The organism is Sphingomonas pollutisoli (assembly GCF_029167165.1).
GTDB lineage: Bacteria > Pseudomonadota > Alphaproteobacteria > Sphingomonadales > Sphingomonadaceae > Sphingomonas > Sphingomonas pollutisoli.
In genome coordinates, this window is the sequence record NZ_JARFNJ010000006.1 from 346,840 (window position 1) to 358,998 (window position 12,159).

General features: G+C 67.3%; 8 protein-coding genes. 1 reads left to right on the forward strand and 7 read right to left on the reverse strand.

The window, feature by feature from the left end:
* Positions 1-221: 221 nt before the first annotated feature.
* Entirely contained in the window at positions 222-2,120 is a 1,899-nt protein-coding gene (locus PX554_RS15670; RefSeq protein WP_275503248.1) for an NPCBM/NEW2 domain-containing protein, read from the forward strand.
* On the opposite strand, the gene PX554_RS15675 is transcribed toward PX554_RS15670, so the two are convergent.
* The 7 genes from PX554_RS15675 to PX554_RS15705 all read right to left on the reverse strand — a co-directional run bounded on the left by PX554_RS15675 (position 2,117) and on the right by PX554_RS15705 (position 11,939).
* Complete coding sequence (locus PX554_RS15675) at positions 2,117-4,210, reverse strand: O-linked N-acetylglucosamine transferase, SPINDLY family protein (protein WP_275503249.1); 2,094 nt, start codon at positions 4,208-4,210, stop codon at positions 2,117-2,119. The genes PX554_RS15670 and PX554_RS15675 overlap by 4 nt on opposite strands.
* 108 nt (positions 4,211-4,318) lie before the next feature.
* Positions 4,319-5,395, reverse strand: coding sequence for an alpha/beta hydrolase (locus tag PX554_RS15680; RefSeq protein WP_275503251.1), 1,077 nt, complete (start codon positions 5,393-5,395; stop codon positions 4,319-4,321).
* Positions 5,396-5,435: 40 nt separating this feature from the next.
* On the reverse strand, positions 5,436-6,899 hold the full coding sequence (locus PX554_RS15685) for a family 43 glycosylhydrolase (protein ID WP_275503253.1): 1,464 nt from the start codon (positions 6,897-6,899) through the stop codon (positions 5,436-5,438).
* On the reverse strand, positions 6,899-7,585 hold the full coding sequence (locus tag PX554_RS15690) for an acetylxylan esterase (protein ID WP_275503255.1): 687 nt from the start codon (positions 7,583-7,585) through the stop codon (positions 6,899-6,901). The genes PX554_RS15685 and PX554_RS15690 overlap by 1 nt, the downstream gene beginning before the upstream one ends.
* Before the next feature lie 20 nt (positions 7,586-7,605).
* Positions 7,606-8,526, reverse strand: coding sequence for an alpha/beta hydrolase (locus PX554_RS15695; protein ID WP_275503257.1), 921 nt, complete (start codon positions 8,524-8,526; stop codon positions 7,606-7,608).
* Between the two features lie 21 nt (positions 8,527-8,547).
* Entirely contained in the window at positions 8,548-10,209 is a 1,662-nt protein-coding gene (locus PX554_RS15700; protein ID WP_275503259.1) for a carboxylesterase/lipase family protein, read from the reverse strand.
* Between the two features lie 389 nt (positions 10,210-10,598).
* The gene (locus PX554_RS15705) at positions 10,599-11,939 is read right to left on the reverse strand and encodes a GntT/GntP/DsdX family permease (protein ID WP_275503261.1); all 1,341 of its coding nucleotides are present in this window, start codon (positions 11,937-11,939) and stop codon (positions 10,599-10,601) included.
* Positions 11,940-12,159 lie beyond the last annotated feature (220 nt).

Here is a 12,159-nt window from a genome sequence, read left to right on the forward strand (position 1 = left end):
ACGCCGTCGGCGAGCGGTCGGAGCGCTTCTGCCAAATCAACATATATTCCAGCGGTTTGCATTATGCCCTGCGCGCGAGGAGGCTGGACCTTTCGCCTGCCGCCATGAGACGATCGTGCGGATATTGTTTTCGGTAGCGCTAACAGTTTCGCTGAGCCGCTGCTAAGCGGAGGGGCCGGCAAACGGCCACGGATTCGGCGTGCGAACGGGAGGATAGCGGAATGAAGAGAGTTTTGGGTACGGCGCTAGCACTGGCTGCGGTGCTCCCCGGCTTCGCGGCACAAGCGCAGGGCGATCCGCTCGCGCCGACCGGCCGCTGGTCCGCCTATACGTCTGGCCACGCGCAGACCCCGCCGATGGGCTGGAGCAGTTGGAACGCCTTCGCCACCGACATCGACGAGGCCAAGATCATCGGCTCCGCGCAGGCGCTGGTCGACAGCGGGCTCGCCGGCAAGGGGTATCGCTACGTCAATATCGACGACGGCTGGTGGGCGAAGCGCCGCCTCACCGATGGCAATCTCGTCATCCGCACGGCGCGCTTCCCCTCCGCCGTCGCGGGCACCGACCTTCCGACCTTCCGGCCCTTCACGGACCGGGTCCATGCGATGGGGCTCAAGGTCGGCATCTATTCCGATCTCGGCCGCAACACCTGTTCGCAAGCCTATTCGCCTGACGACACCGATCTTCCCAAAGGCACCGTGCAGGAGCGCGAAGTCGGGCTGTACGGGCATATCGACCAGGACATCGCGCTGTTCTTCTCGAGCTGGGGTTTCGACTTCATCAAGGTCGATGGTTGCGGGCTGCGCGCCTATGGTGTCGATAGCGAGAAGGTGAAGTCCGGCGCCTATCGCGCGCTGAAGCCGCTGCTCGACATGGACTCGGTCGCGCGCTCGGACATTCCCGCCGTCCAGGCGCTGTTCCGCCAGATCAACGCGGCCTTGGTCCGCAACAATCCCGATGGCGACTTCCTGCTATCGTTGTGCATCTGGGGCGCGGGGAACGTGCGCGCCTGGGGCAAGGATTTCGGCAGCCTCTCGCGCACCAGCGATGACATCAACCCGACGTGGGGCCGCATGCTCACCAATTTCGACAGCGCCGCCAAGCGTGCGTTTTACGCGCATCCGGGTTCCTGGAACGATCCCGACATGCTGTACATCGGCAAGGGCGATTTCGACGCCAACCATGTAACCGAAGCCCGCTCGCATCTGTCGATGTGGGCGATGATCGACGCGCCGCTGATGATCGGGATGGATCTGCGCAGCGCGCCGAAGGCGCTGCTCGACGTGTTCGGCAACGCCGATGTGATCGCGGTCAACCAGGACGTGGGTGGTCATCAGGCGGTGGTCGCGTTCGACAGCGACGAGGTACAGACCTTCGTCAAGACGCTCAGCACCGGTGACAAGGCGGTGGCGATCTTTAACCGCAGCGCCGCACCGATCGACGTCGATCTCACCGCCGCGCAGATGAAGTTCCGCGCCGACGCCGACATCGCGCTCACCGATCTGTGGAGCGGTGCGCGCAAGACTTTCCGCGGCATGGCCAAGCTGCACCTCGAGCCGCACCAGACGCTGATGTTCAAGGCGAAGGGCGCGCGGATCCTCGCCGATGGCCTGTACCTTTCCGAACAGCCCGGCAACGTCAATCCGGCGGTCGACGGCGTCGTCGCGCCCGCCCCCGATCCGACCATCCACCGCTCCGCCACCGGCTGGCAGGGCACGAAAGGCAGCGGCGAGCGTCCGATCTATGCCGGCTGGGGCGGCGCCCAGGCCGACAGCGCACCCTATGGCGAGGCGCTCCGCATCGCCGGCAAGACCTTCGACACCGGCGTGGGCGTGCTCGCCAACTCGCGGCTCGAGGTCCGCAACCAGAACTATCGGCGCTTCGTCGCAACCGTCGGGGTCAATGATTCCGCGCGCAACCGGGCGGCGGTGACCTTCACCGTCTATGGCGACGGCAAGCCGCTCGCGACCAGCAAGCCGCTGGCATGGGGCGATGCCGGGCAGCAGCTCACCGCGGACGTGTCCGGCGTCAAGATCGTCGAACTCGTCGCCCGATCGGCGGTAGCCGATCCGGCCACGCTGCCGGTGACCTGGGGTGAGGCGGCGCTGCTCTCGCGCTAGGCGCTGCGCTTGTTGGCGAAGGCGACCAGTTCGTCCTGGAGGCGAAGCATCGGGGCGGGGTCGCCGAGCGCACGGTCGGCGGCGCGGCGCAGCGACGCGCGCTGACGCGCCCACGCCGCCTCGTCGCGCACCGCCGCCGCCCAGCCGATCGCACGGTCGACATAGGCATCTGGCGTGTCGGTGATGCCATCTTCGGCGCCGATATCGCGCAGCAGACCCGCCGCCATCCGCTGCCGCAGGAACCGGCCTTCGAGCGTCACGATCGGTAGCCCGCGCTGCACCGCCTGCAGCGCCGTCGTGAAGCCCGAGAAGGCCGGGCAATCCAGATACACGTCCATCGCGTCCAGATAGCCGTTGAACGCGCGCGCGGTCATCCAGGGCGCGACCTTGATGTAGCGATCGGGATCGAGGCCGGCGCGCGCGAACGCCCCTCGCAGACGCGCGACGAGGTGTTCGCCGGCCCAGCGTTGCCGGTTTGGCATGACCAGCCAGAATTCGCACGCGCCGCTGCCCGCGGCGATACGGGTCAGCAGCGAATCGTCGGCGGGATCGAATTTGATCGGCTGCTGGCACACGGCGAACCGGACCACGCCGGGCGTGCGCTCAGGCCCCGGCCAAGGCGCGCTCTGGTCGGCGCGCCACGCGATGCTCACCCCGGTGCGTGGCAAGCGCACCAGCCGCTCGCGATAGTGGCGATCGGCGTCCGGCCCCTCCAGCGCCGCACCGCTGAAGAACAGGTCGATCGTCGGCAGCCCGGTGGTGATCGGATGCCCCCAGGCGGCGGCCTGCACGTCGGCCAGACGCTGGCTCGCCAGCGCCCCGGTTACCGGGTCCATGCCGACTTCCGGGTACAGGATGATGTCCGGGCGATGCGCCGCGATGCGCGCGCGCCACGCCGCGACGCTCCGCTCTCCGCCGACGAACGTATCGACATTGGCCGCCGCCCACGCGGTGTGTTCGTCGGTGCGCGCGCCGGTGTGGAACACCGCGACATCGAAGCGCGCCCGGTCGAGGTGGATCAGCAAACCTTGCAGGATGACGCGCCAGACCGGATGGTCGCGCACATGCGCGCTGACGATCAACAGGCGGAGCCGCTCGCGCGGCATCCGTCGATCGCGTGGGGGCTGCGGCGCGGCGACGAGATCGCCGTAGCGGCGCAGCGTATCGGTCAGATCCGCCGGACGATAGGCGAGGTAGAACGGCTGGCTCCGCCCGGCCGCGTCGCGCACGCCTTGGGGATCCGCCGCCGCCCAGCCCGCCAGGTCTTCCAGCGCCGCCGCGAACGCGCTGGGTGCCTCGGCTGCCGCCGCCAGCGTGGCCGGCATGATCGGGATTGCGCTCATCGCCAGCGCCAGTCGCGCGGCGCCGCGATCCGGCTGGAGCGCCAGCGCCTGCCGGTATGCCTCCGCCGCGGCCTCGGATTGCCCGGTATCCTGAAGCGCGTTGCCGAGGTTGACATAGGCGTCGGTATAATCGGGCTTGAGCGCGACGGCGCGCCGGTAGTGTCCCAGCGCGGCCTCGACCTCCTCGCGCGCCACCAGCGCCAGTCCGAGGTTGTTGTGCGCGGCCGCCAGCGTTGGGTCGAGTTCGATCGCCCGCTGATATGCGGCAATCGCAGCTTCGCCCTGGTCGAGGGCGCGCAGGATGTTGCCCCGATTGACGTGCTTGCCGGCGTCGGCCGGCCGCAGCGCGAGCGCGCGGTCGATCGCGGTGAGCGCCGCGTGCGCCTCCCCCTGCTGCGACAGCAGCGCGGCCAGGCTCGCGTGCGCCTCGACGTGATTGGGTTGGAGCCGGACCGCTTCACGATAGGCGGCGATCGCATCGGCATGCCTGCCGAGCCGGCCAAGCACGTTGCCGTGGTTGTTGTGAAACGCGGCGACACCCGCGTTCTGACCGATCGCACGCCCGATCAGATCACGCGCGGCGTCATCATGACCGCGCTGGTACGCGACGACGCCGAGCAGATGCAGCGCGTCGGCGTTGCGCGGCTCAAGCGCGAGCGCCGCGCGATAGCCTTGCTCGGCCTGCACCAACTGGCCAGTTTGGTGATGCCGCATCGCCGCCGTGAGCAGGTGTCGTGCTTGCGTCATCGCCTCGCCCGGACAGCCGTGCGGTGCGCGCGCGCGCGGCCTGCCCACACTCGTCTCGCGTGGTTCGTTCCTACCATTCGGGCGTGATACCGCGCCGACCGCACGCGGTCACTTGCTCTTGAGATGCTGGCTGAAGAACGGCAGCACGAACTCCTGCACGCGCGTGGCGACATTGCTGGTATGCGTGCCCGAATAGATCGTGAAGCTGTTCGCCACGCCGTAATCGTCGAGGATCTGGTGGAGCTTGGCGGCATCGACCTTGAGTCCATCCTGATCGCCCACATCGATCGCGATCGCGCTGTACCGCTTCAAATTGCCGATATATTGATCGACGAAGGCAAGCGGCGCGTTCGCGGCCCATTTCGCCAGTACGTCAGGCTGCGCGACACCGTTCTTGGTGGGCAGATCGAGATACAGCGGCGGCGCTTTGGGGTTGGGCGACCATGCGGCCGCAGCGGCAAGCTGGGCGCGCAGCATGAACGGCAGGTTTGCCGATTCCGCTGGCGACTTGAGCGCTTCAAGGGTGGCGGCCGCCTGTGGGTCGGTCGGACCGGCGGCGCGGGCCGAGAGGCAGCATGGGCTCATCATGTAGATCGCGCCGAACATATCGGGATGCTTCATGCCGATCCGCGCGGTGCCATAGCCGCCCATCGAATGCCCGGCGAGGCCACGGCTCTGCCGGTCGGCGATCGTCCGGTAATGCCCGTCGATATAGGTGATCAGGTCGCGCGATATGAACGTCTCAAAGTCGCCGGTGGTGACCGACCGCGAATACATCGAGCCGTTATGCACGGTCTTCGAATCGGGCAGGACGAGGATCATCTCCTTGGCACCCTTGGCGAACGCGCCGGCGCTCGCATCGACGAGGTGGATTTCCTTGCTCCACTGCTCGGCCCCGATCGAATAGCCGTGCAGCGCATAGACCACCGGATAGCGGCGCTTGGACGCCTTGGCATAGCTTGGCGGCAGCACCACGAGCACGTCGCGATCCGCCGATTCCCCCTCCAGATTGCCTTCGATCGTCGGGGCATGGACTTTGATGTGTTCGATCGTGACCGGGGGTGCGTTCGGCACGGCAGGGGGCGGATTGGTCGTGACCTGCGCGAACGCGATCGAAGGCGCACAGGTGGCGAGCGCCAGTGCGAGATGCCAGGCTTTGGGCCGGAAACGGGTCGACGTGTGCATCGGATTGGCTCCTAACGGCGATGGAAGGGCAGGGTGGAGATCACGGCGCCTTGAAGGTCCAGCGGCCGGCGTCGCTCGCCGGGTCGAAGGTCGTGAGCGTCGGCGTGCTTGCCCCGATCGCGACCAGCGCGACATCCGGACGGCTCGCGGATTTGATCTTCGGTGTGATCCGGTACGATCCGTCGGTGAGTTGGTCGATCCGCCACAATTGTTCGGGTGCGCCGGTGAAGGTCGGGGTGGTCACCACCTCGTCGTTGGGCGTCGCCGCGAGCGCGCGTTCGGTGCCGGCGATGACGATCTTGTAATAGGGCGATCCGAAATAGCCGCCCGCATTCGGGGCCGGGGTGATCGTCCACTGCTGATGCGGGCGGATCATATATTCGCCGAGATCGACCGCGATCTTGTCCTTGGGCCATGTCGCCTGATCCTCGGCGAGCGTTTGGTCGGGCAGCGAGACGATCGGCGTGTCGGGCTTCGCGAAGAATGATTTGCGCGGATCGAACGCGATGCGGACGAAGTCCACGTTCACTTGCAGCGCGTTGCCGCTGCGCTCGGATGCGATCTCGTACGTGCCCGGCTTGAGGTTTTCGCCCGCGACCGGCCAGCCGTCACGCCAGAGCAGCGGCTGGATCGCCAGCACGCTGCGCCCGCTGCGGTCCATATCCGCCTCATAGTGCATCGAGAATTTCTGCACGCCGCCGCCGAGGTCGATCAGTCCGAAATGGCCCGGCCCGAAGGTCCGGCCGCGTCCGTCCACCACCAGCTTGCCGCCGCCCTTGAGCAGCGGCACGCCCATATTGTCGAGATACGGCCCCGTCACGCTCTTCGCGCGACCGACGCGGATATTGTACGAGGAATTCGGCCCGTCGCAGCAGGTGCCGTGCGTGCCGAGCAGGTAATACCAGCCGTCGCGGTACATCAGCGCGGTCGCTTCCATGTCGATCGCGATATCGACGGGCTGGTTGCCTGCCAGCCGCGCGCCCGTCCTCGGATCGAGTTCGACGAGGCGGATGAAGCCGTAATAGGTGCCGTAGCTCAGCCAGAGCCGACCATCGACGTAAAGAAACGCGGGGTCGATCGCGTCGGCGTTTTCCACGCCGTCGGTGGAGGCAACGACGCCGACGTCGTGAAAGCCGAAATCGGGCGATTTCGGATCGAGCGACTTGGTCCACATCATCTTGATATTGCTGGCGTGGCCGCCGTTCATCCCGCCGCCACCGACCGCATAGGCGACATAATAGCGGTCGCCGATCTTGATGACATCGGGGGCGAGCCCGCCGCCGGGGCGCTCGCCGCCGCTGTGCCAGGTCCAGCCATCCTCGGAGACGAGCCCGCCGCCGCGCGTGCCGAACGTGTAATATTTGCCGTCGGATTCGGTGATGGTCGAGGGATCGTGGATGAACGGCTCGCCCGCGAGTTGCGCGCTTGCGGTGGCGGGCAGCGTCAGCGCGGCGACGAGGCCGGCCGCGGCGGTGGCGAAATGCCGCATGGTCTCTCCGGCCATCATTTCACGTCCACGCTGATGTCGCGGATCGGCTTGCCCGCTTCATCGACGAAGCGCACGCAGAAGTCGCTGAGTCCGGGCCCGTTGATGACCGCGCCGCGCAGCACGTTCCGCCCCTTGGTCAGCGTCAGCCGCGGCGAGAGCATGTCGTCCATCACCATCCGGCGGTCGCCGTACAGCGTCACCGCTTCCTTGCCGTTGAGCCACCACATCGAGGCCGCGTTCGACCCGACCGCGAGCCGCACGTTCTTGATCTCACGCGGGCTGTGTACCACCGTCACCGCCTGGAAGATCACGCCATAGGTCGGCTTGCCGAGCGCGGCGGCGAAGGTGAACAGCTTCACGTCGAACGGCACCGCATCGAACGCATGCCAGCGCAGCGGCGCCCCCGCCGTCACCGTTTCGCCGTCTTTCGGCAGCGCGGTGAACTGGCCGGGGAAATATTGTGTGGTCAGCGCGGTGCGGACGTAGCTGTTGGTGAAGCCCGAATTGCTGCGGTTGGGCTTGACGATCGGCTCGAGCAGCAACCAGCGTTGTAGAAAGCCATCCGCGTCGGGCGCCTTCGCTGCGCCTGCCACCGGTTGGAAATACGGCGCGAGGCTGGGCGGGGCGGGGGAGTCGGCGGCGGCCGCGCCCGCCAAGCCCAGCCACGCCAACGCCACGGCGATCGGCACTGCTTTGGTCATCTTCCGCATCCTTCCGGTGTTCACCGCCGCGCGAGCAGTCCGTTGCTGTCGAGCCACTGCATCATCGCCTCGAACCAGCCGGTGCTGGTGGTGCCGCGTTTGCCGAGGCCGAAGCCGTGGCCGCCATGTTCGTAGAGATGGAACTCGACCGGGCGGTTGGCCTTCTGCCACGCGTCGATCAAGCCGAAGCCCTTGTGCGCGAACAGCGGATCGTCGCTGGCCAGCGCGGCGAACATCGGCGGGGCGTCGGCGGGCACCGGCACGGCTTCCATCGACCCATAGATCGGCGCGATGAAGGCCGGCTTGGTGTCGGGGGCGGCGAGCGCCACCGCCATCGTCGTCATCGCGCCGGCCGAAAAGCCGATCATGCCGACTCGCGTCGGATCGACTCGCCATGCGACGGCGCGGCTCCGCACCAGCGCGAAGGCGGCGCGCGCATCGGAGATCTGGTCGGTGAGACCGGCGATGGCATCCTCGGGCTTGAGCCGCGAGTCCGGCCGGCCCGCGCTCGCGAACATCGCCCCCACCGCCTGTTCGAACTGCGGCATCCCCGCCGGGGTCGGCTTGAGCCGGTATTTGAGCACGAACGCGGCGATCCCGCGCGCGGCGAACGCCTTGGCGACGCGCCAGCCTTCATTCTCCATCGACAGCATCAGGAAGCCGCCGCCCGGCGCGACGATCACCGCGGCGCCCGTCGCCTTGGCCGGATCGGGCAGGAACGGAGTGAGGGTGGCGGTGCTGACGTTGCGCGTCATCGCCACGCCATATTGGCTGAACCATGCCTCGGGCGCGGTCGAACCGGTGACGCCGCCGGTGTTGAGCGCGATCGCGCCCGGCTCGGCGGGCGCGGCCATCGGCGTCATCCGCGCGTCTTGCGCGACCGCCGGCACCGTAACGGCAAACAGCCCGGCCGCCAGCACGCCATTGCGAAAACCTCTCATCCTTCGTCCCCTTCGTCTGTCTCAGTCCAGCAGGACACGGCGCGGCGTGCCTTCGGGATCATCGACCATCCGGCACTGGCTATCGAACACCATCGTCTGGCAGCGCGTCGGGTCGGTCGGTGCCCAGGCGAGGCCGGGTTGGCTGGGGTTGCCGGTCCGCGCGAAGTTCGCCCAGGCGGTCGCCATCGTCCGCGCCAGCCCCTGCGCGTCGGGCGTGTTGCCGGTGCCCTGATCGCAGCGCGCCGTATTGTCGAAGCAGAATGCGAGCTCGGCGGTGTGCCACGCGCCCGCAACCCCATCGAGCTGCGGCGACTGCCACTGGAACAGATATTGATACACCGGCGCGGCGCGCTGCGCATATTTGAGCGCGACCATGCTCTGCACCCGGTTGCGGGCCGACAGCCCCTGCACGCCGTAGGACAAGGTGCGAATGGCCTTTTCGGGATGCGCCTGTTTCATCGCCGCGATCAGCGCATCGGCTTTGGCCGCGCCCATCTGCTTGGTCAGGTCAGCGCGCCACTCGGCTTCGCTCGGGTTCGACCCGAAGCGCATCCCTTCCTCGCTGACGTTGCCGATGATGACCGGGATGTCGCGCGAAACCTCCGGCGCGACCTCGGAGAAGGAGCGCACGTCGATGACCTTGCCGTCGAGCGTAGGCCCCCAACCGACCCTAGGCGTCGCCGAGGGGCCGGGCGGGCCGCGCATCGGGCCGTTGATGTCGGTGGCGACCTTGTTGCCCGTATCGTAGAGCGTCTTCCAATCCGCTTTCTGCAACGCGCTCATGTCCCTGGCGCCAAGTTCACGGATCAGCCGACGTGAGAATTCGCGCGATTGTTCGGCGCTTGGAATCGCGCCGCCCCCGCCCGACTGGACCGCCGCCCGGTGGATCAGGCCCTTGCCGCTGCGCATGCCGAGCAACGTCGTGACCTTGGACCCGCCGCCCGACTGGCCGTAGATCATCACCTTATCGGGGTCGCCGCCGAACGCGGCGATATTCTCCTGAACCCAACGCAAAGCGGCGACGCAGTCGGTCATGCTGACGTTGACCGACTCCTCATAGGCGCTGCCGCCGACGTCGGTGAGATCGAGGAAGCCAAGCACGTTGAGCCGATGGTTGATCGACACCTGCACCACATCATGGTGCCGCGCCATCTGCGCGCCGTCGTGCGAGGCGAGTTCGTAGGACGAGCCGAAACTGTATCCGCCGCCGTGGAAATACACCATTACCGGGCGGTTTCCGCCCAGCGACGGCGTCCAGATGTTGAGCTTGAGCATGTCCTCGCCGAGGAAGCCGTCGTCCCATTGTTGTAGGAACGTGTGCTCGACCGCGCGGAAGCTGTGCAGCGTCTGCGGGCAGTTCGCGCCATACGCGAGCGCGGGATAGTCCTCGGTCCAGCGCTTGGGTGGTTTGGCCGGGAGCCAGCGGTTCTCGCCCGAGGTATCATCGCCGTACGGGATGCCCTTGAAGGTGAAAACGCCCCCCGAGACATAGCCGCGCACCGGGCCATATTGCGTCTTGGCGATCGCACTGTGCGGCGTGGAACAGCTTCCCGCCGCCGCCGCCGCCGGTGGCGCGGCGCGCCCCGCCGATGCCGCTATCGGCGCTGCGGCCAGTCCGGCGCCCGCTAGCGCCGAGCCCAACAGCGCCTCGCGGCGGCCCAACAGCATGTCTGTCCGGATCATGCATCCCTCTCCCCATGTCGGCCGCTCGGTGGATGGCGGCTTGTCGTTGTCGTTTGGAACTGGTGGCCGCTCATCCGCCCCAAAAGGTTGGGGTGCCAACGTGGCACCCCTTAGGTGGGGGAAGAACAGAAACGGCAAAACGGATCGAGGCGACGCGGGCGCGAGGATGCAAGGTTCGGATGCCGGTACGGCGAAGCAATGTGTTCATACTCCTCCCCGAACGCGGCACCTATTCTGGCTTCGTTACGCGCGTGACACAGGACTTGCGTCGCCCTGTTGATGATGATGGTATCGCTATCAAATTTCGTCCGCAAGCGCTTTCTCAAGATGATTTTTTCCGGCGATCAGAAACGATGATAGCGGTCTCGCGAAAGAACTCCGGCCGTGCGTCAGACCACGTAGCTGAGCGCGAACACGCCGGCGAGGCCCGCGACCGAGATCACCGTCTCGACCATCGACCAGGTGCGGAACGTATCGGGAGTCGACGTGCCGACATAGCTCTTCACCAGCCAGAAGCCCGGATCGTTGACATGGCTGAAGAACACCGATCCGGCGCCGATCGCCAGCACCGTCAGTTCGGGCGACACGCCCGAGGCGGCGACCACGCCCGGCATGATGCCCACGGCGGTGATCGTCGCGACCGTCGCCGATCCGGCCGCAAGCCGTATCGCGACCGCCACCAGCCAGCCGAGCAGCAGCGGCGACACCGGATACGCGAGCACCAGACGCGCGAGCAGATCGGACAGCCCCGCCGAGACCAACACCTGCTTGAGCGCACCGCCCGCGCCGATCGCGAGCAGAATCGCACCCGCGCCGCCCATCGTCTCGTGCCACACCGCGTCCTGCACGACCGCTTCGGCCAGCCGGCGGCCAAACAACAGCGGCAGGGCAAGCAAGTTGGTGACGAGCAGTACCAGCACAGGATTGCGCGCCGCCCCCAGCAGGGCCGAGCCTGCCACGGCGGGGACGAGCTGCCCGAGCTCGCCGATCCCGATCAGCAACACCGGCAGCAGCACGATCAGCAGCGAGACCGCGCGTGGCGGCGGCGTCAGGTCCAGGGTGTGATCGCTCAATACGCTCGGCGTGAGCCGGACGCCGGGCGCGACGATTCGTGCTAGCAACGGCCCGGCCAGCACCGCCACGGGAACGGCGAGGAGGATGCCGTACACCATCGTCAGGCCTAGGCTCGCATGCAGCGCCTCGACCGCCAGCAGCGGCCCCGGATGCGGCGGCACGAGCGCGTGAACCACGCCGAGCCCGGCCAGTGCCGGCATGATGAGCCGCAGCTTGGCGGCGTCATTGTCCTTTTCGTGCGGCATCGCCTCGGCGGCGGCGACCACGATCGGCAGCAGCAGCACCAGCCCGGTTTCGAAGAACAAGGGCAAGCCGATGATGATCGCGACGCCGAGCGTCGCCCACGGTGCGGCGCGAACGCCGGTCATGCGGAGGGCACTGGCCGCCAACGACGCCGCTGCGCCCGACAGATGGAGCATCGCACCCAGCGACAGCCCGAGCGCGACCACCAGACCGGTGCCGCCGATGATATCGCCGACGCCTTTCTGCACGGCCTTGCCGGTGTCGGCGAGCGGCAGCCCCGCGAACAGCCCCACCGCGAACGCGCCGCACAACAGGCCGATGAAAGGGTGCAACCGCACCCGCACGATCAACATCACGGACAGAACGATGCCCGCGACCGCCGCGATCACCAGCCGCCAGTCTTCACCGCTCATACGAAGCTACGCCGCCGGGCACATCGAATCGCCATCCATCCCCTCCATCCGTCGCGCGAGCTATATCGCCGCCCGGGCCATGTTTCGCGCCATGATTGCGCATTTACGACCATATGTTATGTTTACGTTAACATCCCTCGCTGCTACGGGGAAGTGGTTCGATCGACTGTGAAATCCGCAGCGCATCGCTGGTGCCGTTCGGCCCGCGCATCCGCGTGGC

Excerpts from the sequence above, each read along its gene's own strand:
- PX554_RS15670 (WP_275503248.1), top strand. The coding sequence starts at position 222 with ATGAAGAGAGTTTTGGGTACGGCGCTAGCACTGGCTGCGGTGCTCCCC.
- PX554_RS15675 (WP_275503249.1), bottom strand. The coding sequence starts at position 4,210 with ATGACGCAAGCACGACACCTGCTCACGGCGGCGATGCGGCATCACCAA.
- PX554_RS15680 (WP_275503251.1), bottom strand. The coding sequence starts at position 5,395 with ATGCACACGTCGACCCGTTTCCGGCCCAAAGCCTGGCATCTCGCACTG.
- PX554_RS15685 (WP_275503253.1), bottom strand. The coding sequence starts at position 6,899 with ATGGCCGGAGAGACCATGCGGCATTTCGCCACCGCCGCGGCCGGCCTC.
- PX554_RS15690 (WP_275503255.1), bottom strand. The coding sequence starts at position 7,585 with ATGACCAAAGCAGTGCCGATCGCCGTGGCGTTGGCGTGGCTGGGCTTG.
- PX554_RS15695 (WP_275503257.1), bottom strand. The coding sequence starts at position 8,526 with ATGAGAGGTTTTCGCAATGGCGTGCTGGCGGCCGGGCTGTTTGCCGTT.
- PX554_RS15700 (WP_275503259.1), bottom strand. The coding sequence starts at position 10,209 with ATGATCCGGACAGACATGCTGTTGGGCCGCCGCGAGGCGCTGTTGGGC.
- PX554_RS15705 (WP_275503261.1), bottom strand. The coding sequence starts at position 11,939 with ATGAGCGGTGAAGACTGGCGGCTGGTGATCGCGGCGGTCGCGGGCATC.